General features: G+C 61.8%; 30 protein-coding genes. 24 read left to right on the top strand and 6 right to left on the bottom strand.

Annotated features, from left to right (window positions below; all coding sequences use genetic code 11):
- Positions 1–51 precede the first annotated feature (51 nt).
- From ACQZ6J_RS04970 to ACQZ6J_RS04955, 4 genes are all read left to right on the top strand, one after another.
- Positions 52–639: a 5-formyltetrahydrofolate cyclo-ligase gene (locus ACQZ6J_RS04970; RefSeq protein ID WP_163986940.1), complete on the top strand. Its 588-nt coding sequence runs from the start codon at positions 52–54 to the stop codon at positions 637–639.
- Between the two features lie 3 nt (positions 640–642).
- Positions 643–1,467: a TIGR00282 family metallophosphoesterase gene (locus ACQZ6J_RS04965; protein ID WP_449082371.1), complete on the top strand. Its 825-nt coding sequence runs from the start codon at positions 643–645 to the stop codon at positions 1,465–1,467.
- 125 nt (positions 1,468–1,592) lie between these two features.
- A complete protein-coding gene (locus tag ACQZ6J_RS04960; protein ID WP_449082369.1) occupies positions 1,593–2,435 on the top strand; it encodes an MBL fold metallo-hydrolase in 843 nt (280 codons plus the stop codon).
- Positions 2,436–2,570: 135 nt separating this feature from the next.
- The gene (locus tag ACQZ6J_RS04955) at positions 2,571–3,317 is read left to right on the top strand and encodes a YebC/PmpR family DNA-binding transcriptional regulator (RefSeq protein ID WP_163986619.1); all 747 of its coding nucleotides are present in this window, start codon (positions 2,571–2,573) and stop codon (positions 3,315–3,317) included.
- Positions 3,318–3,370: 53 nt separating this feature from the next.
- On the opposite strand, the gene ACQZ6J_RS04950 is transcribed toward ACQZ6J_RS04955, so the two are convergent.
- Positions 3,371–4,174: an anti-sigma factor family protein gene (locus tag ACQZ6J_RS04950; protein WP_449082367.1), complete on the bottom strand. Its 804-nt coding sequence runs from the start codon at positions 4,172–4,174 to the stop codon at positions 3,371–3,373.
- Complete coding sequence (locus tag ACQZ6J_RS04945; RefSeq protein ID WP_449082776.1) at positions 4,171–4,926, bottom strand: sigma-70 family RNA polymerase sigma factor; 756 nt, start codon at positions 4,924–4,926, stop codon at positions 4,171–4,173. Before ACQZ6J_RS04945 ends, ACQZ6J_RS04950 begins: the two co-directional genes overlap by 4 nt.
- A gap of 343 nt (positions 4,927–5,269) precedes the next feature.
- On the opposite strand from ACQZ6J_RS04945, the gene ACQZ6J_RS04940 reads away from it, so the two are divergent.
- From ACQZ6J_RS04940 to ACQZ6J_RS04930, 3 genes are all read left to right on the top strand, one after another.
- Positions 5,270–6,244: an MBL fold metallo-hydrolase gene (locus ACQZ6J_RS04940; protein WP_449082365.1), complete on the top strand. Its 975-nt coding sequence runs from the start codon at positions 5,270–5,272 to the stop codon at positions 6,242–6,244.
- Between the two features lie 24 nt (positions 6,245–6,268).
- Entirely contained in the window at positions 6,269–6,730 is a 462-nt protein-coding gene (locus tag ACQZ6J_RS04935) for a tetratricopeptide repeat protein (protein WP_449082363.1), read from the top strand.
- Between the two features lie 106 nt (positions 6,731–6,836).
- Complete coding sequence (locus tag ACQZ6J_RS04930) at positions 6,837–7,274, top strand: DoxX family protein (RefSeq protein ID WP_449082361.1); 438 nt, start codon at positions 6,837–6,839, stop codon at positions 7,272–7,274.
- A gap of 70 nt (positions 7,275–7,344) precedes the next feature.
- On the opposite strand, the gene ACQZ6J_RS04925 is transcribed toward ACQZ6J_RS04930, so the two are convergent.
- Positions 7,345–8,343 carry an LLM class flavin-dependent oxidoreductase gene (locus ACQZ6J_RS04925; RefSeq protein WP_449082359.1) on the bottom strand — a complete coding sequence of 333 codons (999 nt, stop codon included), beginning with the start codon at positions 8,341–8,343 and terminating at the stop codon, positions 7,345–7,347.
- Positions 8,344–8,534: 191 nt separating this feature from the next.
- Between ACQZ6J_RS04925 and ruvC the strand changes: the two genes are divergently transcribed.
- From ruvC to ACQZ6J_RS04885, 8 genes are all read left to right on the top strand, one after another.
- On the top strand, positions 8,535–9,047 hold the full coding sequence (gene ruvC, locus ACQZ6J_RS04920; RefSeq protein ID WP_004117339.1) for a crossover junction endodeoxyribonuclease RuvC: 513 nt from the start codon (positions 8,535–8,537) through the stop codon (positions 9,045–9,047).
- Positions 9,048–9,102: 55 nt separating this feature from the next.
- Positions 9,103–9,366 (top strand): AbrB/MazE/SpoVT family DNA-binding domain-containing protein, encoded by a 264-nt coding sequence (locus ACQZ6J_RS04915; protein WP_449082357.1) that lies wholly within the window; start codon positions 9,103–9,105, stop codon positions 9,364–9,366.
- Positions 9,344–9,763: a type II toxin-antitoxin system VapC family toxin gene (locus ACQZ6J_RS04910; RefSeq protein WP_449082355.1), complete on the top strand. Its 420-nt coding sequence runs from the start codon at positions 9,344–9,346 to the stop codon at positions 9,761–9,763. Before ACQZ6J_RS04915 ends, ACQZ6J_RS04910 begins: the two co-directional genes overlap by 23 nt.
- Positions 9,764–9,775: 12 nt before the next feature.
- Positions 9,776–10,390 (top strand): Holliday junction branch migration protein RuvA, encoded by a 615-nt coding sequence (ruvA, locus tag ACQZ6J_RS04905; RefSeq protein WP_449082353.1) that lies wholly within the window; start codon positions 9,776–9,778, stop codon positions 10,388–10,390.
- 153 nt (positions 10,391–10,543) lie between these two features.
- Positions 10,544–11,584, top strand: a complete 1,041-nt coding sequence (gene ruvB, locus ACQZ6J_RS04900; RefSeq protein ID WP_163986606.1) for a Holliday junction branch migration DNA helicase RuvB — start codon at positions 10,544–10,546, stop codon at positions 11,582–11,584.
- Positions 11,585–12,487: a metallophosphoesterase gene (locus ACQZ6J_RS04895; RefSeq protein ID WP_449082350.1), complete on the top strand. Its 903-nt coding sequence runs from the start codon at positions 11,585–11,587 to the stop codon at positions 12,485–12,487. It abuts the gene before it with no gap.
- Between the two features lie 6 nt (positions 12,488–12,493).
- Positions 12,494–13,003, top strand: a complete 510-nt coding sequence (locus tag ACQZ6J_RS04890; RefSeq protein ID WP_449082348.1) for an NUDIX hydrolase — start codon at positions 12,494–12,496, stop codon at positions 13,001–13,003.
- A gap of 101 nt (positions 13,004–13,104) precedes the next feature.
- The gene (locus ACQZ6J_RS04885; RefSeq protein ID WP_449082346.1) at positions 13,105–13,668 is read left to right on the top strand and encodes a DinB family protein; all 564 of its coding nucleotides are present in this window, start codon (positions 13,105–13,107) and stop codon (positions 13,666–13,668) included.
- Here ACQZ6J_RS04885 and ACQZ6J_RS04880 read toward each other — a convergent pair.
- From ACQZ6J_RS04880 to ACQZ6J_RS04870, 3 genes are read right to left on the bottom strand one after another with little or no spacing between them, the layout of a single operon-like run.
- Positions 13,637–14,566 (bottom strand): NAD-dependent epimerase/dehydratase family protein, encoded by a 930-nt coding sequence (locus ACQZ6J_RS04880; protein ID WP_449082344.1) that lies wholly within the window; start codon positions 14,564–14,566, stop codon positions 13,637–13,639. The two genes, ACQZ6J_RS04885 and ACQZ6J_RS04880, sit on opposite strands and share 32 nt — an antisense overlap.
- Positions 14,563–15,429, bottom strand: coding sequence for a glycosyltransferase (locus ACQZ6J_RS04875; RefSeq protein WP_432444361.1), 867 nt, complete (start codon positions 15,427–15,429; stop codon positions 14,563–14,565). Before ACQZ6J_RS04875 ends, ACQZ6J_RS04880 begins: the two co-directional genes overlap by 4 nt.
- Positions 15,426–16,646, bottom strand: coding sequence for an NAD-dependent epimerase/dehydratase family protein (locus ACQZ6J_RS04870; RefSeq protein ID WP_449082342.1), 1,221 nt, complete (start codon positions 16,644–16,646; stop codon positions 15,426–15,428). Before ACQZ6J_RS04870 ends, ACQZ6J_RS04875 begins: the two co-directional genes overlap by 4 nt.
- A gap of 136 nt (positions 16,647–16,782) precedes the next feature.
- Here ACQZ6J_RS04870 and ybgC point away from each other — a divergent pair, with 136 nt between their 5' ends.
- The 9 genes from ybgC (at position 16,783) to tilS (ending at position 25,057) form a co-directional block, all read left to right on the top strand.
- A complete protein-coding gene (gene ybgC, locus ACQZ6J_RS04865) occupies positions 16,783–17,238 on the top strand; it encodes a tol-pal system-associated acyl-CoA thioesterase (protein ID WP_449082340.1) in 456 nt (151 codons plus the stop codon).
- 416 nt (positions 17,239–17,654) lie between these two features.
- Positions 17,655–18,377 carry a protein TolQ gene (gene tolQ / locus ACQZ6J_RS04860; protein WP_163986596.1) on the top strand — a complete coding sequence of 241 codons (723 nt, stop codon included), beginning with the start codon at positions 17,655–17,657 and terminating at the stop codon, positions 18,375–18,377.
- Positions 18,378–18,404: 27 nt separating this feature from the next.
- On the top strand, positions 18,405–18,866 hold the full coding sequence (gene tolR / locus ACQZ6J_RS04855) for a protein TolR (RefSeq protein ID WP_163986594.1): 462 nt from the start codon (positions 18,405–18,407) through the stop codon (positions 18,864–18,866).
- Positions 18,867–18,875: 9 nt separating this feature from the next.
- Positions 18,876–20,111 carry a hypothetical protein gene (locus ACQZ6J_RS04850; protein WP_449082338.1) on the top strand — a complete coding sequence of 412 codons (1,236 nt, stop codon included), beginning with the start codon at positions 18,876–18,878 and terminating at the stop codon, positions 20,109–20,111.
- 8 nt (positions 20,112–20,119) lie between these two features.
- Positions 20,120–20,527 carry a hypothetical protein gene (locus tag ACQZ6J_RS04845; RefSeq protein ID WP_449082336.1) on the top strand — a complete coding sequence of 136 codons (408 nt, stop codon included), beginning with the start codon at positions 20,120–20,122 and terminating at the stop codon, positions 20,525–20,527.
- 28 nt (positions 20,528–20,555) lie between these two features.
- The gene (gene tolB, locus ACQZ6J_RS04840) at positions 20,556–21,860 is read left to right on the top strand and encodes a Tol-Pal system beta propeller repeat protein TolB (protein WP_163986588.1); all 1,305 of its coding nucleotides are present in this window, start codon (positions 20,556–20,558) and stop codon (positions 21,858–21,860) included.
- Positions 21,861–22,012: 152 nt separating this feature from the next.
- Positions 22,013–22,546, top strand: coding sequence for a peptidoglycan-associated lipoprotein Pal (pal, locus tag ACQZ6J_RS04835; RefSeq protein WP_163986587.1), 534 nt, complete (start codon positions 22,013–22,015; stop codon positions 22,544–22,546).
- A gap of 160 nt (positions 22,547–22,706) precedes the next feature.
- The gene (gene ybgF / locus ACQZ6J_RS04830) at positions 22,707–23,720 is read left to right on the top strand and encodes a tol-pal system protein YbgF (protein WP_449082333.1); all 1,014 of its coding nucleotides are present in this window, start codon (positions 22,707–22,709) and stop codon (positions 23,718–23,720) included.
- Between the two features lie 5 nt (positions 23,721–23,725).
- Positions 23,726–25,057 carry a tRNA lysidine(34) synthetase TilS gene (gene tilS, locus ACQZ6J_RS04825; RefSeq protein WP_449082331.1) on the top strand — a complete coding sequence of 444 codons (1,332 nt, stop codon included), beginning with the start codon at positions 23,726–23,728 and terminating at the stop codon, positions 25,055–25,057.
- Positions 25,058–25,109: the final 52 nt, after the last annotated feature.

The following is a 25,109-nucleotide window of genomic DNA, read 5'->3' as shown; positions in this document are numbered from 1 at the left end:
GCCGCCGGCTCATTATGTTTTCGTGATATTATGAATTTTCGCGAAGATCCGATGACTCCCAAAGAACTGAAAGCCCAATATCGCAACGAGCGCCTGGCGGCACGCGATGCCATTCCGGACGAAGACCGGATCGAAAAAGGTCTCGCCATGGCCGCGCACGGCGGGGATGGCATCGAGGTCGGGGCGGGGGACATCGTATCCGGCTTCCTGCCGATCCGTTCCGAGGTGGATATAAGGCCGTTGATGGCGCATCTGCGGACGCGCGGCGCGCGGCTTTGCGTTCCCGTCATTCTCGACCGCAGCACGATCGTCTTTAGGGAACTCGTGCCGGGGGCGCCGCTGGTGCCGTGCGGGTTTGGAACGTTCGGGCCGGGACCCGACGCGGCCGAGCTGGACCCGGATGTCATGCTGGTGCCGCTCTCCGCCTTCGACAGTACCGGCCATCGCATCGGCTACGGTGCCGGCTATTATGATCGCGCTATCGACCGCCTGCATCAAAAAGGGTTGAATCCGCGGCTGATCGGCATTGCATTCGATTGCCAAGAAGTGCCATCAGTACCCGCTGAGCCGCATGATGTCCGTCTTGACGCGATTTTGACCGAGAGCGGACTCAATTTCGTTTCGGAAGTGATTGGATAGCGAATGCGGCTGCTTTTTCTGGGTGACATGGTCGGCAAGACGGGACGAACCGCGGTGTGGGACCGCCTGCCGGGGCTCGTATCCGACCTGAAGCTCGATTTCGTCATCGTCAACGGCGAAAACGCCGCCGGCGGCTTCGGCATCACCGAGGATATCTTCCTCGAAACGATCAATGCCGGCGCCGATGTCGTAACGACAGGCAACCACGTCTGGGACCGGAAGGAAGCCGTCGTTTTCTGCGAGCGCCACGACCAGTTTCTCCGCCCCGCCAACTATCCGGCCGGCACGCCCGGCCGCGGTTCCGGCCTCTATTACGCTCGCAATGGCGCCCGTATCCTTGTTGCCAACATCATGGGCCGCGTCTTCATGCATCCGGAGCTGGACGATCCCTTCAAGTCGGCCGAGGCCATCCTCGATGCCTGCCCGCTGAAGGAGCAGGCCGATGCCATCGTCTTCGATTTTCATGCGGAAGCGACCAGCGAAAAGCAGTGCTTCGGCCATTTCGTCGACGGCCGCGCCAGCTTCGTCGTCGGCACGCATACGCATGTGCCGACCGCGGACGCGCAGATCCTGAACGGCGGCACAGCCTACATGTCGGATGCCGGCATGTGCGGCGATTACGATTCCTCGCTCGGCATGGAGAAGGAGGAACCGCTGAACCGCTTCATCTCGAAGATGCCGAAGGGCCGTTTCGAAGCGGCTTCCGGGCCCGCCACCATCTGCGGCGTCGGCGTGGAGATTTCCGACGCCACCGGATTGGCCGAAAATATTGCGCCGCTGCGGCTGGGGCCTCGGCTTGCGGAAACCATTCCGGACTTCTGGCGCTGATCGCTGCACGATAATTCATCATCGCCATTCGATGACGCGATTGTGAGCAATCGCGCCTGATTGCCGCTGGACCTGTGTCCGCTCATGCCGCATCCTTCCGCCACCGTCGGGCTTGAGGGGGTGGCATGATGCCGCGATTTCCTGTTCTTGCCGCATTCTTCCTGTCGATGATTTTCTGCTGGAGCGTGGCGCATGCCCAGCAAAAGCTGGTTCGCCCGCAACCCAGCCAGTGTCAGGCGATCGCGCAATCTCTTCCCAAAGCGAGTTTTGCCAGCTTTTCTCCCGCCGGTCCCACACTTGCCAATGATCCCATCGATGGCGACGTGAAGATCACGTTTCTCGGCCATGCGACGCTCTTCATCGAAACGCCTGGCGGTGTTTCCATCGCCACGGATTACAGCGGCGCCTATCCGCCGCCCTACACGCCGGAAGTCGTGACGATGAACAAGGCGCATCCGAGCCATTATACGCTGACGCCCGATCCAGCGATCAGATATGTGCTGCATGGCTGGAGCGATACGCCCGGAGAGCCGGCGAAGATCCGCATGACCGTGGGCGACACGCTGATCCGCAATGTCGTCACCGACATTCGCTCCTGGGGCGGCGGTATCGAGGCCAACGGCAATTCGATCTTCATCTTCGAGGTGGCGGGGCTTTGCATCGGCCATCTGGGACATCTGCATTTCGAGCTCACCGACCAGCAATATGCCGAGATCGGCCGGCTCGACGTCGTGATGGTGCCGGTCGACGGCGGCCTGACCATGGGGGCCGACAGCATGAGCCGCGTGGTCAAGCGGCTTCGGTCCTCGCTCATCCTGCCCATGCATCGCTGGGGCCCGCCGATCGACCAGTTCCTTGCCCTGTTCGGCCCGGACTTCGATGTCGGCTACGCGCCGACGCCAAGCGTCACGGTGTCGGTGAAGACCCTGCCGCGCAAGCCGCTGATCTATGTGCTGAAGGGGCTTTGATCGTCGCGACCGCCTCCGCGATCCCCTTGATATGCAGTGTCCTCCATCGCCATTATCCGGCTTTTTACTTGAATGAAGGTCGCTTCGCTCTTATAAGGCGGCCCATTCCCAACAAAAGACGTGAACAGGGGTGCCATGGCTGGCCATTCACAGTTTAAAAACATCATGCACCGCAAGGGTCGTCAGGACTCGGTGCGTTCGAAAATGTTCTCGAAGCTGGCGCGTGAAATCACCGTCGCCGCCAAGGCGGGCCTGCCTGACCCGACCATGAACGCGAGCTTGCGCCTGGCGATCCAGAACGCCAAGGCCCAGTCGATGCCGAAGGACAATATCGACCGCGCCATCAAGAAGGCATCCGGTGCCGATACCGAGAATTACGATGCGATCCGTTACGAAGGCTACGGCCCAGGCGGCACGGCGATCATCGTCGAAGCGCTGACCGACAACCGCAACCGTACGGCTTCCAACGTCCGCTCGATCTTCACGAAGGCCGGCGGTGCGCTCGGCGAAACCGGTTCGGTGTCTTTCTCCTTCGACCATGTCGGCGAAATCACCTACAAGCCGTCCGCTGGCGATGCCGACAAGGTCATGGAAGCGGCGATCGAAGCCGGTGCCGATGACGTCGAGAGCGACGATGAAAGCCATGTGATCATCTGTGCCTTCGAAACCCTCGGCGAAGTCGCCAAGGCGCTGGAAGCGACGCTCGGTGAAGCCGAAACGGTCAAGGCGATCTGGCGTGCGCAGAACAACGTGCCGGTCGACGAAGAAAAGGCCCTGTCGCTGATGAAGCTGATCGACAGCCTCGAAGACGACGACGACGTTCAGAACGTCTATTCGAACTTCGAAGTCTCGGAAGAAGTGCTGGCCAAGCTCTCGGCCTGATCTGCCCACACAATCGAAAAGCCGGCTGCACTGATGCGGCCGGCTTTTGTATGTCACGGGTTGGTCGCGCGCGTGAAATCGTCGCGGAAGGCGGCGAGATCGGCTGTGGCGACATCGGAGACTGCCCAGAAGACCAGTCCGTCCGCGTGCCATTCGACGAAATTGTAGCCGTCCTTCTCGGCATTGCCCCGAGCCTGCGAAGCGCCGGGCCAGATGAAGAGATTGATGATGTGGCCGTGCCGGCGATAGATCAACGCCGCCACCACCCGGCCGTCGAGATAATCCACCCTGCCGCCGACTAACGGAAAGCCCTGAGTCGCGAGGTCGACCACCGGCGGCGAAAAATCGATCTTGCCGTCGAACCATGGCTTGACGGTGTGCTGGTCGGAGGTCAGCACATCGGTCAGATGATCGGCCAGCATCGAACGGACATGGCTGGCAAGAAGCTGGTCCTCGATGGTCTGGCTCTGCCGCGGCACGTTCAGCACCAGCATGAGGCTCGCCGCCAGCACGGCAAGCGAGGGAACGAAGCTCCATTCGCGGACGACCCGCCAGAAGCGCTGCCATGGGCTCTCCGTCCGGCGCGTGGCCATCGCCGCGCGAGCCAGCATGGACTGCTCCAGCGCGAGCGACGCCTGGATGCGTGCATGGACGGCATCCGGCGCTTGCCATTTCACGCCTTCGCGTGCGGAAAGGCGCTTGACCATCAAGGCATTCTCCATCTCGTCGGCACAGTCGCGGCAGGTCGCCAGATGTGCCTCGAACCGTGCCGCATTGGCCGCGTCGAGCTCGCCGTCGATGAAGCCGTGCAGCAGGTCCGCCCATTCGCCATGCTCGTCGCGCTCCCCGCCGCTCATCGTGCCGCCTCGTTCTCGTCGAGACTGCGCCAGATCTCGCCGAAATCGCGGCGGGCGCGGGCGAGGCGCGACATGACGGTGCCGATCGGCGCATCGATGATCTCGGCGATTTCCTTGTAGGAAAGATCTTCCAGTTCGCGCAGGACCAGCACCTCGCGCATGGCGTCTGGCAGCCCATTGATGACCTCGCGCACCCGCTGCGTTTCCGACTTGCGGATGAATGCCGCTTCCGGCGTATCCTCCTCGGAAGCGGGATCGGGCGACGGCGAGCCTTCGTCCTGCTCCCTTTCATCGGTCATCGGCTGTTCGTAACGGGTCTTGCGCCGGCCTTCCTGCAGCCAGGCATGATAGCAGTTGCGGACGATGGTGAAGGTCCAGGCACGGGCGTCGCCATCGCGAAAGCCGCCAAAGCCGCGATAGGCGCGCAGATATGCCTCCTGCACGATGTCCTGCGCGGCGTCGGCGTCCCGGCTCAGGAAACGTGCGAAATTATAGGCGGCGTCCAGATGCGGGATGATGGTATGCTGGAAGCGGCGCATCGTCTCGTCGGAAGAGGAGACCGCACGCTTCAATGGCGCGGCATTCGCCGCGGATTCAGCGATTGTCATGAGGGCGGCGTGATCGCCCCGCTTCCCTTCGGCAATGAAGAGACGCAGGCGAGCCAGCAGCTTCACCAGCCTGCTCGTCGCGGTATTTCGCGGCTTGCGCCATGTCCATGCGTGGAACTGGCCGCCGAGCGTCATCGAACTCATAAGTCGGGCGTCTGTCATCATGATCCCCGCAAAACGCCGATGCCGACTGTAGGCCTCGGATACGGTGCTTGCAATGTTGCCTCAAAGGCTAGATCGCGCTCGCGCGGGTTTTATTCCCGATCGGATGCAAAAAATCGCGGATGCCGAATTCACGCACCCGCAATCTTGGTAGTCCAACCCGGAGATGCAAAAATAAACCAATTTATTTCAATGACTTGATGGAATTCTTCTTGCGGTGAGGAATAAGCGCCCGCCGTCGCCGATCTTCTTCCTCAGTGGATGGCCGTCATCTGTTGCGACCTCCGCCTGGCCCCGAAGGCCATAACCCTGAGGAGATAGTGCGATGTTTGATATGACCCGCCGCGCCGTGCTCGGCACGGCCGCCGCTGCGGCAGCCTTCGGGCTGTCGTCGAAGCTGGAATTCATCCCGCAAGCCTTTGCCGCGACGCCGCTGGAACCGGCGGTCGGTTTCTACAAATACAAGGTCGGTTCGATTGAGGTCACGGCCGTCTATGACGGTATCTGGCGCAAGCCGCACGACCCGGCCTTCATCAAGAACGCCTCTGTCGACGATACCAAGGAGGCGCTTTCCAAGGCCGGCCTGACGACGGACTTCATGCCCATTCCGCTGACGGTCGTCGTTCTCGATATCGGCGGGCGGAAGATCATGATGGATGCCGGCTCGGGCGTTGGGCAGTGGCAGACCAATGCCACGCATCTGCCGGCCAACATGGCGGCGGCCGGCATCGACTACCGGAAGATCGATACGATCATGATCTCGCATTTCCATCCGGACCATGTCTGGGGGCTGATGGAAAAGGGGACGAATGCACCTGTCTTCCCGAATGCGGAGCTGATCGTCAACGCGGTCGAATACAATTGGTGGACCGATCCGGGCCGTGTCGACAAGCTGGCGGAGGGCCGCAAGGACGCCGGCCGGCGCATCGCCTCGGTCTTCCCGAAATGGAAGAACTGGAAGCTGGTCGACGATGGCGCGGAAGTGGCGCCGGGCATACACATGCTGGCCGCATACGGCCATACGCCGGGCCATTCGGTCTTTCTCATCGATGGCGGCAGCGAGCAGCTTATGGTTTCGGCCGACATCATGTACGTGCCGGCGTTGCTCGCACCCCATCCGGAATGGGAAGGCAGCTACGACCAGGACGGCCCCATGGCCGTCGGCACCCGCCGCAGGCTGATCGACCGCGTCATTGCCGACAAGATCAGGATCTGCGGCTCGCATTTCCCGTTCCCGGGCTCCGGCACCTTCGTCAAGGACGGCAACGCCTACGGATTCACCCCCACCATCCAGGCCTGAAGGGCCACGCAGAGGAGCAGAACCATGTTCAAGTATGCCATTTTCGGGATCGCCGGCCTGTGCGCCGTCACCATCCTGCCGGCAGCCACGGCGGGCGTCGCCTTCGCGGTCGACAATATGGAACCGACCGACGCGCCGGACCTGACCTCGGTGCGCGCCAAGATCGACGCGAAGGACTATGCCGGCGCGCTCGCCGAGCTTCGCGACATCGCCGAGGAGCACCAGCAGGCCGACGTCTACAACCTGATGGGCTTCACCCTGCGCAAGACCGGCGATTTCCGGACATCGCTGACCTACTACACCAAGGCCCTGGAATTGCAGCCGGATCACAAGGGCGCGCACGAATATCTCGGCGAACTCTATGTCGAGACCGGCGACATGCCCAAGGCCCGCGAGCAGCTTGCGGTGCTGACGAAGCTTTGCCCGGCAGGATGCGAAGAGCTTGAGGATCTGACCAAGTCGATCGCCGCGAAGGGCGGCAACTGAGATCTGGCGCCAACCGGTTCCGGCGGCGCTTGCGCTCGGCTCGGCCTGCGGGAGTGCCGCCGGAGAAACGCTTGAAATATCCGAATTCTAGCGTGGAGGAAAAATCATGGAATTCGAAACGGAGAGTACCGTTCTCGTCAACCTCGCCGACATGGCCTTGCTGTTCGGGCGCTTGTTGCTGTCGCTGCTTTTTCTGGAGGAGGGTGTCGAGCTGGCCAGCCATTTCGACAGCGCCCTGTCGGCCATGGCCCAGCTCGGCGTCGCCGCACCCATCGCGACCGCGACCATCGTGGTGCAGCTTGCCGCCGGCATTGCCATTGCCGCCGGGTTCATGACCCGGCTTGCCGCATTCGGCCTCGGCCTGTTCTGCCTGCTGACGGCGACGCTCTTTCACACGAACTTCGCCAGCCACAACGAAGTCCTGCACTTCGAAAAGGACCTGGCCATTGCCGGCGGGATGTTCGTGCTGATCGTCGCTGGCGCCGGCAAGCTGTCTCTGGACACGCTCATCCAGCGCCGCTGGAAGACGAGGCTCGTTTCCTGAGCCGCGTCCATCGCCCGGCGAGCCGCAGCGACAAGAGCGGCCGGCCGGGCAATCTTCCTGGCGCTGAAAATCAGGACACTTTCTTGAAGCTCGGCAGCGTCGCGAACAGTTCCACCGACTTCAGCCGTGCCTCGATGTCGTGGATCGGCATCGAAAGGATGACTTCGTCGGCCTCGGTATCCTTGATGAACTGCGAAAGCTTTACCTCCGCCGTCGCGGGGGAGCCGACCACGGCGTAGCGAAGCGTGTGTTCGACGTTGAGCTTTTCCATCGGCGTCCAGAAGACGTCCATATCCTTGCGCGGACGGGGGAAGGGGCCGCGCACGTTGCGGCGCAGGTTGACGAACTGCTGCTGTGCGGAGGTGAAGTGATATTGCGCCTCCTCGTCCGTATCCGCCACGGAGCCCATGGCGCCGACCATGACATAGGGCTTGTCGAGCGTTGCCGAGGGCGTGAAGCGCTCGCGGTAGATGGCCACGGCATCCAGCAGGGAGTCCGGGGCGAAATGTGAGGCGAAGGCATAGGGCAGGCCGAGCATGGCGGCGAGATGGGCGCTGTAAAGGCTGGAACCGAGGAGCCAGATCGGCACGTTGGCGCCATGGCCGGGAACGGCGAGAATGATCTGGCCTTCGTCGGCGGGGCTGAAGAGGTGCTGCAGCTCGACGATATCGTTGGGGAAGCTCTGCGCACCGGCCTCCATGTTGCGCCGCAGGGCCTGTGCGGTGCGCATGTCCGTGCCCGGCGCACGGCCTAGGCCGAGATCGACACGGCCGGGAAACAAGGCTTCCAGCGTGCCGAACTGCTCGGCAATGACGAGGGGCGAATGGTTCGGCAGCATGACGCCGCCCGAGCCGATGCGGATGCGCGAGGTCGCCGCGCCGATATGGCCGATGACGACCGATGTCGCGGCGCTGGCGACACCAGGCATGCCGTGATGCTCCGCGAGCCAGAACCGGTTGTAGCCCAGCTCTTCCGCCTTCTGCGCCATGCGCCTCGAACTGTCGAAGGACTGGCGGATGGTGCTGCCTTCGGCAACGGGCGAAAGATCGAGGATGGAAAAGGGAACCATGGCAAGAAACCTGCGTGGTTGAAGGGAGGGTCGCTCCCACATGTAGGAGCGCGGCCGCCGCATTCCAAACCCTGTCGCCGCAATTTCGTCACGATGGTTTCAGCGTCGTCCCGGCGATTGCAATCTATGTCTTGTTTTTGTTTTGTTCACATTTTGCTGGCACATGTCAGGCCTGAAAGATAGGTTGACCCATGCAAAATACGATTCGCATCATCGGCATCGATCCGGGCCTGCGCCGCACCGGCTGGGGGATCATCGACACGCTCGGCAATTCCCTGCGCTTCGTGGCGTCCGGAACCGTGACCTCGGATGGCGACATGGATCTGGCGTCCCGTCTTTGCCAGCTGCATGACGGGCTTGCCGAAGTCGTTCACAGCTACCAGCCGGACGAGGCAGCCGTCGAACAGACCTTCGTCAACAAGGATGCGGTGGCGACGCTGAAGCTTGGCCAGGCGCGCGGCGTCGTCATGCTGGTGCCGGCGCGCGCCGGCCTGCCGGTATCGGAATACGCCCCGAATGCGGTCAAGAAAGCCGTCATCGGCGTCGGCCATGGCGAGAAGCAGCAGATCCACATGATGCTGAAGATCCTCATGCCCAAGGTCGAGTTCAAGGGTAACGACGCCGCCGACGCACTCGCCATCGCCGTGTGCCATGCCCATAACCGCGGCGCCAGCCGGCTGCGGCAGGCGGCACTTGCAGGATAGTTTGTTCTTGACTTGTTCTTGTTTACCCGCTAGGTATTACTGAAGAGGTATTACCATGCGTGTGACAGAAAAAGGTCAGGTGACCATCCCGAAGGAAGTTCGGGACAGGCTTGGCATTCGTCCAGGCTCCGAGGTTGATTTCATCGCGTCGGGCAATGGTGCGATGCTGGTAAAGATCGCCGAGGCATCGGAGCCGGCCATTCGCGATTTCGACGATTGGCTGGAACGTGTCAGGGGTATGATCGATCTCGATGGCATGACGACCGACGAATTCATGGAGTTTCTGAGAGGTCCGCGTGACGACGTTGACCCTCGTTGATACCAATATCTTCATCGATATCCTCGGCCCGGCTTCGATCCAGCGGCAATGGTCGGCAAAGCTTTTGAAGCAATGCATAGGCGAGGGCGACCTTGTCATCAGCCCGGTCGTCTGGTCGGAGCTTGCCGCATCGTCCTTGGGCGAGGAGGAGTTGACGATTGCCTTGTCCTGGCTTGAGATGAAGCGTGAAGCCATACCCTTTGAGGCGGCGTTTCGAGCAGGCAAGGCGCATCGCCTCTATCGGCTTGCCGGTGGGCAACGGGAACGGACGCTTCCTGACTTTCTGATCGGCGCCCATGCCGAATGGCGAAGGCACAGGCTGCTGACACGAGATGCCTCCCGCTACCGATCCTATTTTCCTTCGATTGACCTCATTTCCCCCGAAACCCATCCCTGACGGACCTCACCCATGATCGGCAAGCTGAAAGGCACAATCGAAGAGATCGGCGAAGACTATGTGCTCGTGGACGTACATGGGGTCTGCTACGTCGCCTTTTGCTCGGCCCGCACGCTGTCGAAGCTCGGTTCCGTCGGCGAGGCCTGTGTTCTCTTTATCGAGACCTATGTCCGTGAGGATCAGATCCGGCTGTTCGGTTTCATGAGCGCGCTGGAACGCGAGTGGTTCAACATCGTGCAGACGGTTCAGGGCGTCGGCGCGAAAGTGGCGCTGGCTCTGCTGTCGACGCTGACGCCTGCCGAGCTTGCGAATGCGATCGCGTTGCAGGACCGTGCCGCCGTTTCGCGGGCGCCGGGCGTCGGCCCGAAGGTCGCGATGCGCATCGTGACCGAACTCAAGAACAAGGCGCCGGCCTTTGCCGGCGATGCCGCCAATATCGGGTTCAAGCAGGAGCTGGGCGAAGGGGTCGCCTCGGCACCCGTTGCCGATGCCGTTTCGGCGCTGACCAATCTCGGCTATTCCCGCGATCAGGCGGCCAATGCCATAGCGGCGGCGATGAAGACGGCCGGCGAGGGCGCCGACAGCGCCAAGCTGATCCGCTTCGGCCTCAAGGAACTGTCGCGGTGAGGCTTTGCAGCTTCCGCGTTCCTTACTATTGTCTCAAAGTCGGGAGATCGACTTGCGATGCTCTTTCGTCGAAAGCTATCTTGAGTGCGGCCGAACGGATGCCGCCTCCGGCGCGAGAGACGCAAAACGCATATCGGGAATGGAACCTCTGACATGAGTGAAGCCGCACGTCTGATATCGCCGGAAAAGCGGGGCGAAGACATCGATGCGACTCTCAGGCCGCAATCGCTGGACGAATTCACCGGCCAGGCGGAAGCGCGCGCCAACCTGAAGGTCTTCATCGAGGCCGCCAAGGGGCGTGGCGAGGCGCTGGACCATGTGCTGTTCGTCGGTCCGCCCGGCCTCGGCAAGACGACGCTGGCGCAGATCATGGCCAAGGAGCTCGGGGTCAATTTCCGCTCGACCTCCGGCCCGGTCATCGCCAAGGCCGGCGACCTGGCGGCGCTGCTCACCAATCTCGAGGAGCGCGACGTGCTCTTCATCGACGAAATCCACCGCCTCAATCCGGCCGTTGAGGAAATCCTTTATCCGGCCATGGAAGATTTCCAGCTCGATCTCATCATCGGCGAGGGGCCGGCGGCGCGTTCGGTGAAGATCGATCTCGCCAAGTTCACGCTCGTCGCCGCAACGACGCGCCTCGGGCTGCTGACGACGCCGTTGCGTGACCGCTTCGGCATCCCGGTGCGGCTGAGCTTCTATACGGTCGAAGAACTGGAGTCGATCGTCCGGCGCGGCGCCAGGCTGATGGGCCTCGGCATGACCGACGAGGGTGCGCGCGAGATTGCACGCCGCGCCCGCGGCACACCGCGCATCGCCGGCCGCCTGCTGCGCCGCGTGCGCGATTTCGCGGAGGTCGCCAAGGTCGAAGCGGTGACGCGGGTGATCGCCGACGAGGCACTGACGCGGCTTCTGGTCGACAATGTCGGTTTCGATCAGCTCGACAAGCGCTATCTCAACATGATCGCGGTCAATTTCGGTGGCGGCCCCGTCGGCATCGAGACCATTGCGGCCGGCCTGTCCGAACCGCGCGATGCGATCGAGGACATTATCGAGCCCTACATGATCCAACAGGGTTTCATTCAGCGCACGCCGCGAGGCCGTGTCCTGACCGCGATTGCCTGGAAACATCTCGGCCTGCAGCCGCCCAAGGATCTGGAGGCGGCCCAGTTCCGGCTGTTCCAGGAGGGGGACTGAATGCTTGGCCGTCGCGCCTTCCTGAAGCTTTTCGGCGGCAGCGTTTTCGGTTTGATGGCACTCGGAGGATATGCCCTCGGATATGAGCCGGTCATCCGCCTGGATGTGACGCGCTATGCGGTGACGCCGCCGGGATGGACACCGGGGCTCAAGCTCAGGATCGTCGCGCTTGCCGATTTCCATGCCTGCGAACCGTGGATGACGGCCGAGCGCATCGGCTCGATCTGCGTGCATGCCAACGATCTCGGCGCGGATATCATCGTGCTGCTGGGCGATTATACGTCGGGAACCGATCTCATTACCGCACGCGTCGATCATAGCATCTGGGCGGCGGAGCTGGGAAAGTTGAAGGCACCGCTCGGCGTCCACGCCATTCTCGGCAACCATGACTGGTGGCATGACGCGACCGCGCAGAGAACCGGCCACGGGCCGACGTTCAGTCATCGGGCATTGGCGGCCGTCGGCATCGAGGTCTATTCCAACCGCGCCGCGCGTCTGGAAAAGGACGGACAGGGGTTCTGGCTTGCCGGCGTCGAAGATCAACTCGCCCTGCGGCGGAGCATGCGATGGAAACGCCCCTTTACCACGGGGCTCGATGATCTCGGCGGCACGTTGGCGCAGGTCGGTGACGCCGCGCCGGTCATCCTGCTCGCGCATGAGCCCGATATCTTTCCCGCGGTGCCGTCTCGAGTGTCGCTTACGCTTTCCGGGCACACGCATGGCGGCCAGGTCAGGATTTTCGGCTGGTCGCCTTATTCGCCCTCGCGCTATGGCGACAGGTACGTCTACGGCCATATCGTGGAGGAGGAGCGCCATATCATCGTATCCGGCGGCCTCGGCTGCTCCATCGCGCCGGTCCGCTTCGGCGTTCCGCCTGAGATCGTCGTGATCGACGTGGGATAGGGGATCATGCCGAAACGCAAGCTCATCAGATTGAATGCCGGGCGCACGCGCTTTCAGGTGCGGGTTGCCGGGCTCGGATTTCGCGACGGCCATGTATTGGTGCATCGCGCCGTGCATGAAACCTTCTGGACCTTTCCCGGCGGACGTGCGGAGGTCGGCGAGACGTCCGAAGAGACTTTGCGGCGGGAGATGATGGAAGAGCTCGGCGTTGATGTTACCGTCGGGCGTCTCCTCTGGTCTGTCGAGAATTTCTTCCACTACGAGCAGCTGGACTGGCATGAGTTCGGTCTCTACTACCTGATGGATATTCCTGCCGGTTTTCCCTTCGATCCCGAGCGGATCGTGCATCGCATCCAGGATGGCGACAACGATCTGGAGTTCAAATGGGCGCGGGCCACGCGCGAGGCGCTGGTTGCGCTCGACATCCCGCCCTATTTCATCGCCGAAGAAATCGAGAACCTGCCGTCGACGTCTCGTCATCTGGTCTGGCGGGATGGCGATCTCGACAAGGCCTGAAGCGTGTGGCGATCTTTCTGTGTTGCTTCGTTCGCTTCAGGCTTTTGATGTTTCGCATGTCGTTGTCGCAAAACCGCTGCATGCTTTAGCGAGGAGGCTCCATGTCCGCTTTCGATCCGGTCCGCGGCTTTCGCAAGCTTGCCTGCAACAACGCCTTGGCGACCGTCCGTCTGCATCGGGCCTGCGCGTCGCTGCGGCCCGGCGAGTTCGAAGCGAAGCGCGTCAGCTTCTTTCCGTCGATCAAGGCGACCCTCAGTCACATCCTGACGGTGGACTGGTTCTATGTCGATGCACTGGAAGGCGGCACCCTGGGCCTGAAAGCTTTTGAGGTCGATGAACCCTATGATCGTCTCGACGAATTGAGCCGGGAGCAGGCGGAGGTCGATCACCGTCTGGTGGCCTTCTGCGAACGGCTGACGCCGGAGGCGGCCATGCGAATTGTCGATATCCAACGTACGGGCCGCATCCAGCAGGAGAGGGCGGACGACGTGCTGAACCATCTGTTTCAGCATCAGACGCATCATCGCGGCCAGGTTCACGCCATGCTTTCGGGAACCAGCGCTGCACCGCCGCAGCTCGATGAATTCATCGTCGCTGACGATGCGCGGTTCAGAGGCGAGGAATTGGCTGCGCTCAATTGGGACGAGATGACACTGATGCGCTGACGCCGGTGGGTCGCGGTGTTGATTTTGCCAGTGCCTCTATCGTTTGCCGCAGCAAGGTTTTTCCGCCGCCCTGCCATCCGAGCGTGCGGATCTTCGAGGTATCCATGGCGCGGACCGCGCCCTGCTGCGCGGATGCGGGTAGTGCGTGGGGACAGTTCGTCGCGTTCTGAAGATGCCCGAGGATTTCGTGCGTATCGGTCAGAATATCCGACAGGTTGAAGGCTTCGCGGTCTATCCGGCCTGCTTCCGTTTCCAGCAAAAGTCGGAGGGCGCGGCCGAGGTCGCGGCCGTGAACTTCGGTTCCGGCGCGGGACGGAACGGGCCTGCCGTTCAGATAGTCATCGAACAGCTCGTCCCATTTGTTGGGCCTGAGGTCGCCGTAGACGCCCGTCGCCCTCAGACTCGCGGTCACGAAGCCGGGCGCTGACAGGGAGAAGAGCGCATGCTCGGCGTCGCGCTTCACCTCGCCGTAGAGTGTGTTCGGCGTGGGCTTCGTCGCTTCGGTCAATGCCTCGCCGGCAATCCCGTCGCCATAGACGGCGCGGGAGGAGAGGAAGATGCAGCGGCGAATGCCGGCTTTCCTGGCCGTCTCGAACAGCTTGACCGTGCCGGCGAGATTGAGCCGGCGAAAGCTTTCCGGATCGTCACCTTCGCCGCCGCGATACCTGCCGGCGACATGGCTGAAGGCCGCATGCACGAAAAAATAGGCATCGTCGAAAGCGCAGCTCTGGTTTTCCGATGGATCGAGACTCATGGGAACATAGGCGACGGGCTGCGGGAAAAGACCTTTTGGCGGCGGGTTGCGCCCGCCGATCGCAACTTTGTATCCGGCCGACAGCAGCTCCTCGGCGATGTACCGGCCGACGAGGCCCGTTCCGCCCGAAATGAGGATTTTCATGCCGCTGCTCTCGGATTTGCGAGCGTCGCGATATCGGGCATGTTCCGGCCGGTATGGAAGCTATGCCACAGCTCGATCAGCGGTCTCAGCTGCTCGGCCTTGGGATGGTTTTCCTCCCAGGGCTTCTCATACTGATAGTGCAGGATCGACACACTGTTCCAGTCCCAGAGCGCGGGCATGCTGAACCAGACATATTGCAGCATGTTCATGAATACAGGCAGTCCGTGCCAATCCGGGAAGAATGTCTCGAGAAAGGTTTGATCCGTGCGCCGCCAGAAGACATCGGGGCGATCGAGCTGCTCCAGCATGTGCCGGAAGGTCGCAAGCGACGGCTTGGCGACGAAGACGCCCGAGTTCAGCCGATGGAAATCGGCGAGGCTTTCATAGACGTTCGGCGCCGCGGAGAATTCCGGATAGTCGAACAGCCGATCGACATTCTTCAAGACCAGCGCATCCGCATCGATGAAGACGCAGGTGTCGTATTCGATCAGCTGCCAGAGCCGCAGCTTGCAGAAATTGTCGAGCGGCGTGTGAAAGGAAGGCTTGCGGCCCTTGGTGAAGGGGGCGGCCGCATGAAGATTGCCGCGAGCATGCCGCTCGTTGAACGCGTCCGACAGCGGCAGGTGCTCGACTTCGACCAGCCGGCAGTCGAGCGCCGTCAGCGGAGCGAGGTCTTCTTCGCAGACCCCTGCGGTATGAAGCACGACGATATCGGCCTTCGTGCCGCTATGAACGATCGAGCGGGCGAGCGCCAGCGCACCCATGGCGTAATCCGCATTCGTGACGAGCGTCACGAATGCCTGGCCGGAGCGAGGGCGGGTTTGCGGGCGTAGCCCCTGCAGCATTTCGCTTCCCGGCATCATGACACGGACTTCAACCTCTTGCCTTCGGGATCGTGATTGACCGTCGCGGCGAGATCCTTGGTCCAGGCGGAAACGGCCGGAACGCGCGAGCGGTCGACGCGGTAGGCATATTTCTTGGCGACATCGACGATTTCGTTGAGCAGGCCGGCTTCCAGCGTGATCGGCGCCAGGCCGAGGCCGAGGAACTTGTCGTTCTTGACGATCAGTTCGTTCTCGGGGGCTTCCTTGCGCGGGTTGGGCAGGCGGACGACTTCCGCGCCGCTCATCTTGGCGATCATGTCGGCAAGATCGCGCACGCGATGCGTTTCCGTCATCTGGTTGAAGATTTCGACGCGAGCGCCGCGGGCCGGCGGGTTCTTCAGGGCAAGTTCGATGCAGCGCACGGAATCCTGGATGTGGATGAAGGCGCGGGTCTGACCGCCGGTGCCGTGCACCGTCAAGGGGTAGCCGATCGCCGCCTGGATGAGGAAGCGGTTGAGCACCGTGCCGTAGTCGCCGTCATAGTCGAAACGATTGATCAGCTGCTCATGCCGGCGCGTCTGCTCCGTATGCGTGCCCCAGACGATGCCCTGATGCAGGTCGGTGATCCTGAGCCCGTCGTTCTTGGCATAGAACTGGAAGAGCAACTGATCGAGGCATTTCGTCATATGGTAGATCGAGCCGGGATTGGCCGGATAAAGGATCTCCTGGCTGACGGTACGGCCATCGGTGGTCTCGATGCCGACGGGCAGGTAGCCTTCGGGGATCGCAGCGCCGATTGTCGAATAGCCGTAGACGCCCATCGTGCCGAGATGCACGAGATGCGCGTCGAGATTGAGTTCGACCAGCGCGTTCAGGAGATTGTGCGTGGCGTTGACGTTGTTGTTGACCGTGTAGTTCTTGTGGCGGTCGCTTTTCATCGAATAGGGCGCGGCGCGCTGCTCGGCGAAATGCACGATCGCATCGGGGCGATGCTCGGCCAGCCACTTCTTCAGAAGCTCATAGTCCTTGGCGAGGTCGATGAGGTTGAAATGGATGCGGCGCCCGGTTTCGGCGTGCCAGATGCGGGTGCGTTCCTGGATCGAATCCATCGGTGTCAGCGATTGGACGCCAAGCTCCGTGTCGATCCATCGGCGCGAGAGATTGTCGAGAATGTGGACCTCATGACCGGCGTCGGAGAGATGGAGCGAAGTCGGCCAACCGATGAATCCGTCGCCGCCCATAACCGCTATTTTCATGAGAGTTTTCCTTCTGCGCCGATCCGCTAGCCGGCACCATTCCGGATAGTCGGAGTTTATGACAATTGTTCAAAGCTTGCTTGATGGCAGAACTTCGGCCAAAGAGATGCCGGACATTCAAGGAGATGCGGCAACGATGAACAGCCCCTTTCTGATAGCTGGGGAACTGGAAGCCGGCAGCCACCGGCTGGTGCAGCGAGTCTACTATGAGGATACGGATTTTTCCGGCCTCGTCTATCACGCGCGCTATCTGCATTTCCTCGAGCGGGGGCGCACGGACTATCTGCGCTGTCTCGGCGTGGAACAGCGCGAGCTGCTGAATGCCGATGAGGAAGGGCTGGTTTTCGTCGTCCATCGCATGGAAATCGACTTCAAGGGACCGGCGCGCATGGACGACGTGCTGACGATCCGGACAGTCACCGAAAAGGCCGGCGGCGCCAAGATGGTGCTGTCGCAGGAGATAAGGCGCGACGATACGCTGCTGATCGCAGCCAAGGTCATCATCGCCGTCATCAACGCGAAGGGCCGCCCGCGCCGGCTTCCGGAAAAGCTGGCGGCGCAGATGCTGGCGGCATCGGAAAACGCCGGCTAGGCGAAGGGGCCTTGCCCGCGTCCGTCGTCGGCTGCTTGCAAAGATATTGCGATTGTCAACGGCCGCCTTGCAATAACTTGAGTTTTATGTGAAGGAATTCGGCACGCAAGATCTGTCTGCGTTTGTCGCCGGTTTCGTCCGGTCAGTTCTTCCCTGGAGCTAGAATAACTGCCGCCGCCGTTAAATCCTTCATGTTTCGACGCTAACATTCTTTTAACCATAATAGTGTCTTACTGGTTATGTCGGAGTTTGTGCGGTGCACGCCTTCCTTTGACCAAATTTGACGGCAAGAAGGCAGTTGTAAGCTTGGAAGGCTTGACCAGGGCGTTCAGCGGCGGCTGCCAAACATTTCTTGTGAGATCACTTTTAGCCGCCCGGTCTAGCGCCGGGCGTTTGGATTCGGGGATTTTGGATCAATGGAACAAGTAGCATTGGCGGCGGCCACCACACCGGACATCACGCTCTGGTCGCTCTTCATGCAGGCGGGCTTGGTGGTCAAGCTCGTCATGATCGGTCTGCTGGCGGCGTCCGTATGGACCTGGGCGATCGTCATCGACAAATATCTGAGCTACGCGCGAGCGCGCCGCCAGTTCGATCACTTCGAGCAGGTCTTCTGGTCTGGCCAGTCGCTCGAAGAGCTTTACCGCACGCTTTCTGAGCGCAACAACACCGGCCTTAGCGCCATCTTCGTCGCGGCCATGCGCGAATGGAAGAAGTCCTTCGAGCGCGGCGCGCGTTCGCCGATCGGCCTGCAGATGCGTATCGACCGCGCCATGGACGTCACCCTGGCGCGTGAATCGGAACATCTGATCGCCCGCCTCGGCTCGCTCGCCACCATCGGTTCCGCCGGGCCGTTCATCGGTCTGTTCGGTACGGTCGTCGGTATCATGACCTCGTTCCAGGCGATCGCCGGCTCGAAATCGACCAACCTTGCGGTCGTCGCGCCGGGTATCGCGGAAGCGTTGCTGGCAACCGCTATCGGTCTGGTCGCGGCTATTCCGGCGGTTATCGCCTACAACAAGTTTTCTGGTGACGCCGGCAAGCTTTCGGCGCGCATGGAAGGTTTTGCGGATGAATTCTCCGCCATTCTTTCGCGCCAGATCGATGAGAAGCTGCAGCCCCGCCAGGCGGCTCAGTAAGTAGCGGACAGAACCGGAGTAGTTCATATGGCAATGTCTGTTGGAGGCAAGGGTGGCGGCGGTGGCCGCCGGGGCGGTCGTCGCGGTGGAGGCCGGGGCGGCCCGATCGCCGATATCAACGTGACGCCGCTGGTCGACGTCATGCTCGTGCTGCTGATCATCTTCATGGTGGCGGCGCCGATGATGACGTCGGGTGTTCCGATCGATCTGCCGCAGACGCAGGCAGGCGCGCTCAACGCCCAGACCCAGCCCATCACCATTTCGATCAAGGCCGATGGCCAGGTGTTCCTGCAGGAAACGCAGATCGACGTCGCCGAAATCGCCGCGAAGCTGCAGGCGATCGCGACCACTGGCTATAACGAGCGCATTTTCGTGCGCGGCGACGGCAAGGCGCCTTACGGCGTGATCGCCGACGTCATGTCGCGCATCCAGGAGGCCGGTTACAAGAACATCGGTCTGGTCACGCAGCAGCAGACAACGGATCACTGACGAACCGACATGAAGCGCAGTCTTGCTACATCTGCTGTCTTTCACATCCTGGTGCTGATCGGCGCCATGGTGACGCTGAGTGCGCCGGCGCCGCTTGAGACGCCGGAAAGCACGGCGATGGATGTCGATATCGTGCAGGCGGATCAGCTCCAGCAGGGCGAGAAGAAGGCGCCGGTGACGGATCACGTCTCGCGCAAGCAGACCACGAAGCAGGACCAGGTCGCCAATGCTCAGAACGTCGGCGAGAACAACGTCGATATCAAGAACCCGGTCGTGCCGACCCAGCGGCCGGAGAGCGATACGGCAGCGCTAGCGCCGAAGAAGGTCGACGTGCCCGTTCCGCAGAACGATCCTCGGCCGAATGACGTCAAGACGATCGAGCAGAAGGAAACGGAGGCCGCGCCGAAGGAAGTGGCCGCTGTTCCGCAGCAGAAGCCAGATGTGACGCCGACCCCGCCGAAGACCGATCCCACGCCGCCACCGCCGACGCCGAAGGCCGACGCAACGCCGACCCCGCCACCGACCGAACAGCCCACGCAACAGGCTGAAATTCCGGTGCCGAACAATGTTCCCGTGCCGGATGTGAAGCCGCAGCCGACGCCGCCGAAGACCGTGGAGCAGAAGCCCGACGTCAAGCCGACGCCGAAGCCGGACGTGAAGGTGGCCGACGCCAAGCCGACGGACAAGACGACGACGCAGAGCACGAGCAAGACCACGTCCACGGACGACGGCAAGAAGGACGCCGACAAGAAGCGCGAGATAGCCAAGGCCTCCAACAAGGGCTTGGACGACGGCCTTGCCGACGAGATCGCCGACGTTCTGAACAATACGTCCTCGAAGGGCGGTGCTGCGCGTTCGTCCAAACAGGCTTCCGCGGGCGCCGATACCCAGGTCGCCTCGCGCGGCGGCATGAAATCGCTTGGCGCAGGCAAACTCAGCCAGAGCCAGCAGGACGGTTTGCGTGATCTGATCCAGAAGTACTGGAATCTTCCTCCCGGACTCGAGGGTGCCGGCGATGTGCGTATCAAGGTGCACTTCAAGCTCGACAAATCCGGGCAGATCGTCGGCCAGCCCGAGGCGACGACCAACGGCGGACCGGCTTCGACGCAGGGTGCCATGCAATCCGCTGCAGTACGCGCTGTCCTACGCGCGCAATCGGAGTTCATGACGATTCTTCCGGCGGATAAGTATGACGACTGGCAGGAAGTCGTCGTCAACTTCAGCGCAGCCGATCTGGGGATGTGATGCGGGGAATGCAGCTTTCGACGAACCACTGTCCCCGTATCGGCCTGAGCCTGCTTGTGGCCTTCGGGATGATGCTGGCTGGTTCCGCGTCGGTGCAGGCTGCAAGCGCTACGCAGCAGCCTGGAAATTCGGCCGGTGGCCGCCTGCGCGAGGACGTCGCCAAGAACTGGAACATACCTCCGGGCATGGAGGGAGCGAAAGATGTCCGCGTCCGGGTGCATCTCAGGCTCAGCCGAAGCGGAAAGATTGTGGGCGAGCCGAAGGTTACCGTGACCGGCGGCCCAAAGGGGACGCAGCAAGCCATGGCGGCAGCTGCGATGCGAGCCGTGCTCCGGGCTGCCCCGTTCAATAATCTGCCAATAGATCAATATGACGACTGGAAAGAAGTCACCATCAACTTCGAACCGGCTATCTGACGAATTAATGCTGAAAGGCTTGGCACATATGATCAGAAACTCCCTCGTTCGTCTCCTGCTGGTGCTGGCAGGCCTGACGGCAGTTCTCGCAACTCCGGCCTATGCCGTGGTCGAGCTCAACATCAACAAGGGCAATGTCCAGCCCATGCCGATCGCTATCACCGACCTTCTGTCGAATGATACGCTCGGCCAGCAGATTTCGGGCGTGATCGCCGCCGACCTGCAGCGTTCCGGCCTGTTCGCGCCGATCAACAAGCAGGCCTTCATCGAGAAGATCACCAATCCGGATTCGACGCCGCGCTTCCAGGACTGGACGTCGATCAACGCGCAGGCGCTGGTGACCGGCCGCGTGACGCAGGAAGGCGGCCGCCTTCGCGCCGAATTCCGCCTGTGGGACACATTCGGCAATAGCCAGATGATCGGCCAGCAGTTCTTTGCCCAGCCGGACAACTGGCGCCGCGTCGCGCATATCATCGCTGACGCGATCTACCAGAAGATCACCGGCGAGAAGGGCTACTTCGACACGCGCGTCGTCTTCGTTGCGGAAAGCGGCCCGAAGACGGCCCGCAAGACGCAGCTCGGCATCATGGACCAGGACGGCGCCAACGTGCGCATGCTGACCGACGGCAGCGATCTCGTGCTGACGCCGCGCTTCTCGCCCAACCGGCAGGAAGTGACCTACATGTCCTTCGCCAACCAGCAGCCGCGCGTTTACCTGCTGCAGCTGCAGACGGGCCAGCGCGAACTGGTCGGCAACTTCCCGGGCATGACCTTCTCGCCGCGCTTCTCGCCGGATGGCCAGCGTGTCATCATGAGCCTGCAGCAGGAAGGCAACGCCAACATCTATACGATGGACCTGCGCTCGCGCACCACGACGCGCCTGACCTCGACGGCCGCCATCGACACCTCGCCGTCCTATTCGCCCGACGGCACGCAGATCGCCTTTGAAAGCGACCGCGGCGGCAAGCCGCAGATCTACGTGATGGGCGCCGATGGCTCCAACCAGCGCCGCATTTCCTTCGGCGACGGTTCGTATTCGACGCCGGTCTGGTCGCCGCGCGGCGATCTCATCGCCTTCACCAAGCAGTCCGGCGGAAGCTTCTCCATCGGCGTCATGAAGACGGACGGTTCGGGCGAGCGCCTGCTGACCACGGGCTTCCACAACGAAGGCCCGACCTGGGCGCCGAACGGCCGCGTCATCATGTTCTTCCGCCAGCCGGCCGGTGCAGGCGGCCCGCAGCTCTACTCCATCGATCTGACCGGCTACAACGAGCAGAAGATCCCGACCCCGGGCTTTGCTTCCGACCCGGCATGGTCGCCGCTTCTCGAGTAGTTCGGCACTTGCCACTTTATCGCCGCAAAGTCCTGTGAGTTGACCGTTTCGCGACAATTTTAGGACATTATTAACCATACTTGTTGGAATCGGATTAACCGAATTCGGTTACAGTCTGGCAACCCTGATAGAGACTTAAGGAGAGACCGGCCATGAGCCGCATCGCAACCCCGGCCGTTGGCCACATGCAGAACCTTGCCCGCAACCCGATCATGATCGCGCTTTTCGTTGGCCTTTCGTTGGCCGGCTGCGCCTCCAAGAAGGGTCTGCCGAACGATGCCAACGGTCTTGGCCTGAACGGTGCCGGCAATGCTGCTCCTGGTTCGCCGCAGGATTTCACGGTCAATGTCGGCGACCGCATCTTCTTCGACACGGACAGCACCTCGATCCGCGCCGATGCCGCCCAGACGCTCGATCGTCAGGCGCAGTGGCTCGCCCGCTATCCGAACTACGCGATCACCGTCGAAGGCCATGCCGACGAACGCGGTACGCGCGAATACAACCTGGCTCTCGGTGCCCGCCGTGCGGCTGCGGCCAAGGACTATCTCGCTTCGCGCGGTGTTCCGGCCAAGCGCATGAAGACGATCTCCTACGGTAAGGAACGTCCGGTTGCCACCTGCGACGATATTTCCTGCTGGTCGCAGAACCGTCGCGCCGTCACCGTGCTCAACGGCGCCGGCTCCTGATAGGTCAAACGGCCGGTCGAGATGTATAAAGGCGGCCACATGGTCGCCTTTACTTTTTTGACCACACTTTGGCCGAACTCCGTTGCTTTTTGAGAGCAATTGTAAAAATCTCCTGTTCGAGCCCCCTGGCCCGAAGAATCAATGAGACAGGACGATCCATATGAGAAAACTTGTCGTGGCGAGCATGCTTTGTCTCGCTGCCTTTGCTGGTAGTGAGCGCGATGCTTCTGCCTTGTCGCTGTTTGGAATGCACCTCGGGGGCCGCGATGCTTCCGCGCAGCCGGCTCAAAACAATGCGGATCAGAGACAAGCACAGTACGGTCAGGCACCCCTCGTCAAAGTTCAAAACAGCGACGCCGAAGTTCGCCTGCAGCAGCTCGAAGACCAGATGCGCCAGCTGAACGGCCGCGTCGAGGAAATGAGCTATCAGCTGCTGCAGATGCAGGAACAGATCCGCAAGACGCAGGAAGACAACGAATTCCGCTTCCAGCAGCTTGAAAAGCGCGGCGGCAGCGCGCCCGCGGCCGGGGCGACGATGAAGAAGAGCGAGGCCGATGCTCCGGCGCAGAGCTCCGGCGGCCAGCAGGATGATATTGCCGGCGTCATCGGCGATTCGCAGAATAACGATGTCGCTTCCCAGCAGGGAAGCGGCGGCGGCAAGCCGCCGAGCCAGCTCGGCTCCATCCAGTTCGACCAGAGCGGAAACCAGCTTGGCTCGTCGATGTCGGGGGCCAGCAATGGCTCGGGTGCTGCGCCGAGTGCCGGCTCCAGCACGCAGACCGCTTCGCTCGGCAACGAGAGCGATCAGTACAAGGCTGCCTATGGCCACGTCCTGTCCGGCGACTATAGCGTCGCCGAACAGGAGTTCCGCCAGTATATCGAAAGCTATCCGAGCAGCGCGCGGGCTGCTGACGCGAATTTCTGGCTCGGCGAGGCCCTTTACTCGCAGGGAAAGTACAACGATGCCGCCAAGACATTTCTGAACGCGCATCAGAAGTATAGCGGCTCCGAAAAGGCGCCGGAAATGCTCTTGAAGCTCGGCATGTCGCTTGCGGCGCTTGATAACAAGGATACGGCCTGCGCCACCCTTCGCGAAGTGACCAAGCGTTATCCCAAGGCTTCGAAGGCCGTGACCGGCAAGGTTGCCAGCGAAGAGAAGCGGCTTGCCTGCTGATTGCCATGTCTGCTGATGCTGTGATCGGCGGCGCCGCAGTTCTCACGCCTGAAGATGCCGCAACTGATTTTCTTCATTCTCTATCGAAGCCTGCGCATATTCTGGTCGCCGTTTCGGGCGGCAGCGATTCCACCGGGCTTCTGATTGCCCTGGCCGAACGGCTGAAAACCGATCCTCACGAAGATGTTACCCTTGCCGCCGCGACGATAGATCATGGCTTGCGGGCTGAAGCGGCAGAAGAAGCGCGAGAGGTCGCCGCACTCTGCGCCTCGCGCGGCATTTCCCATTTCGTCCGTCGCTGGGAAGGCGAGAAGCCGAAGACCGGGATCATGGCTGCGGCGCGCGAGGCGCGCTATGGTCTGCTTGCCGATCTCGCCGATGAGATTTCCGCCGATCTGATCGTCACCGCCCACACGATGGACGACCAGCGCGAGACGCTGCTGATGCGCGGCAAGCGCCGGCCGGACGACGATGACAGCGCCCGTACCGGCATCGCCGACGAGGTGCTGTTTGACCGGCGTATCTGGATCGCCAGGCCGTTTCTATCCTGCTGGCGGATGGATATCAGAGCCTATCTCGAAGCGCGTGACATTTCCTGGCTCGACGATCCCAGCAATGAGGATGTGACGTATGAGCGCGTCCGGACACGCATGGATCTCGCACAGGAGCAGGCGAGGGCGATGCCCGCGGACGACGGCGCCAATCGTCTCGCCCTTTCCAGCAGGGCAGCCGCATGGCTTGATGCCCACGTCACCATCCATGCGAATGCGCTTTGTCTTGTCGAGCGATCCGGCCTTTCGGCTGACAAAGCGGTCGTTGCCTATGCCTTGTCCCGCCTTGCGGCCGTCTTCGGCGGCAAGGCTTACGCGCCTGGGCGCGCGCAGATGGAGCGTGTTCTCGAATTTGTGAATGGCGCCAATTCCGGTCGCCGCACGGTTGGCGGCGTGGTCTTCGATCTGCGCCGCGATGCACTTTATCTCATGCGGGAAAGCCGCAACATCGGGCCGATATCGATTCCCCCGGGCGCAAAAGGCAACTGGGACGGCCGTTTCGAGATCAGCAATTCAGGACGGCTGCCGCTTAGCGTGCATCCCTCCGGAGCGGAAAATGCCATGGCTTTTCCGCCGAATCTGCCGAAAGGGGCGGTGCAGCGCGCTCGGGCAGCGATGCCGCTGATCGTGACGGCAGAGGGGGCAAAGCCGGCATCGGTCGCGATTGCGCCTTATCTTGCGCCGTTCGACCGCTTTTTGACACGATTTGACCTCACATTCGCAGATCGTCTTTCGATCGCTTTTGGACGTGAAGCCTATAGGCGGCGCCCGTTTTCGGCCCTATAGACGGAAAAGACATGCGGCGATGCGGTTTGCCTTGGCAAGGGCTTGGCGCAAC

It is taken from the genome of Rhizobium sp. A37_96, assembly GCF_053521765.1.
This window is presented reverse-complemented; position numbering and strand designations above follow the sequence as displayed.

Coding starts and splice junctions, on each gene's coding strand:
- tilS (WP_449082331.1), top strand. CDS start 23,726: ATGTCTGCTGATGCTGTGATCGGCGGCGCCGCAGTTCTCACGCCTGAA.
- ybgC (WP_449082340.1), top strand. CDS start 16,783: ATGAACAGCCCCTTTCTGATAGCTGGGGAACTGGAAGCCGGCAGCCAC.
- ACQZ6J_RS04925 (WP_449082359.1), bottom strand. CDS start 8,343: ATGGTTCCCTTTTCCATCCTCGATCTTTCGCCCGTTGCCGAAGGCAGC.
- ACQZ6J_RS04950 (WP_449082367.1), bottom strand. CDS start 4,174: ATGAGCGGCGGGGAGCGCGACGAGCATGGCGAATGGGCGGACCTGCTG.
- tolQ (WP_163986596.1), top strand. CDS start 17,655: ATGGAACAAGTAGCATTGGCGGCGGCCACCACACCGGACATCACGCTC.
- pal (WP_163986587.1), top strand. CDS start 22,013: ATGAGCCGCATCGCAACCCCGGCCGTTGGCCACATGCAGAACCTTGCC.
- tolR (WP_163986594.1), top strand. CDS start 18,405: ATGGCAATGTCTGTTGGAGGCAAGGGTGGCGGCGGTGGCCGCCGGGGC.
- ACQZ6J_RS04935 (WP_449082363.1), top strand. CDS start 6,269: ATGTTCAAGTATGCCATTTTCGGGATCGCCGGCCTGTGCGCCGTCACC.
- ruvB (WP_163986606.1), top strand. CDS start 10,544: ATGAGTGAAGCCGCACGTCTGATATCGCCGGAAAAGCGGGGCGAAGAC.
- tolB (WP_163986588.1), top strand. CDS start 20,556: ATGATCAGAAACTCCCTCGTTCGTCTCCTGCTGGTGCTGGCAGGCCTG.
- ACQZ6J_RS04955 (WP_163986619.1), top strand. CDS start 2,571: ATGGCTGGCCATTCACAGTTTAAAAACATCATGCACCGCAAGGGTCGT.
- ACQZ6J_RS04960 (WP_449082369.1), top strand. CDS start 1,593: ATGATGCCGCGATTTCCTGTTCTTGCCGCATTCTTCCTGTCGATGATT.
- ACQZ6J_RS04870 (WP_449082342.1), bottom strand. CDS start 16,646: ATGAAAATAGCGGTTATGGGCGGCGACGGATTCATCGGTTGGCCGACT.
- ACQZ6J_RS04930 (WP_449082361.1), top strand. CDS start 6,837: ATGGAATTCGAAACGGAGAGTACCGTTCTCGTCAACCTCGCCGACATG.
- ACQZ6J_RS04880 (WP_449082344.1), bottom strand. CDS start 14,566: ATGAAAATCCTCATTTCGGGCGGAACGGGCCTCGTCGGCCGGTACATC.
- ACQZ6J_RS04890 (WP_449082348.1), top strand. CDS start 12,494: ATGCCGAAACGCAAGCTCATCAGATTGAATGCCGGGCGCACGCGCTTT.
- ACQZ6J_RS04945 (WP_449082776.1), bottom strand. CDS start 4,926: ATGAGTTCGATGACGCTCGGCGGCCAGTTCCACGCATGGACATGGCGC.
- ACQZ6J_RS04885 (WP_449082346.1), top strand. CDS start 13,105: ATGTCCGCTTTCGATCCGGTCCGCGGCTTTCGCAAGCTTGCCTGCAAC.
- ACQZ6J_RS04850 (WP_449082338.1), top strand. CDS start 18,876: ATGAAGCGCAGTCTTGCTACATCTGCTGTCTTTCACATCCTGGTGCTG.
- ACQZ6J_RS04970 (WP_163986940.1), top strand. CDS start 52: ATGACTCCCAAAGAACTGAAAGCCCAATATCGCAACGAGCGCCTGGCG.
- ruvA (WP_449082353.1), top strand. CDS start 9,776: ATGATCGGCAAGCTGAAAGGCACAATCGAAGAGATCGGCGAAGACTAT.
- ruvC (WP_004117339.1), top strand. CDS start 8,535: ATGCAAAATACGATTCGCATCATCGGCATCGATCCGGGCCTGCGCCGC.
- ACQZ6J_RS04915 (WP_449082357.1), top strand. CDS start 9,103: ATGCGTGTGACAGAAAAAGGTCAGGTGACCATCCCGAAGGAAGTTCGG.
- ACQZ6J_RS04895 (WP_449082350.1), top strand. CDS start 11,585: ATGCTTGGCCGTCGCGCCTTCCTGAAGCTTTTCGGCGGCAGCGTTTTC.
- ACQZ6J_RS04875 (WP_432444361.1), bottom strand. CDS start 15,429: ATGATGCCGGGAAGCGAAATGCTGCAGGGGCTACGCCCGCAAACCCGC.
- ACQZ6J_RS04965 (WP_449082371.1), top strand. CDS start 643: ATGCGGCTGCTTTTTCTGGGTGACATGGTCGGCAAGACGGGACGAACC.
- ACQZ6J_RS04940 (WP_449082365.1), top strand. CDS start 5,270: ATGTTTGATATGACCCGCCGCGCCGTGCTCGGCACGGCCGCCGCTGCG.
- ybgF (WP_449082333.1), top strand. CDS start 22,707: ATGAGAAAACTTGTCGTGGCGAGCATGCTTTGTCTCGCTGCCTTTGCT.
- ACQZ6J_RS04845 (WP_449082336.1), top strand. CDS start 20,120: ATGCAGCTTTCGACGAACCACTGTCCCCGTATCGGCCTGAGCCTGCTT.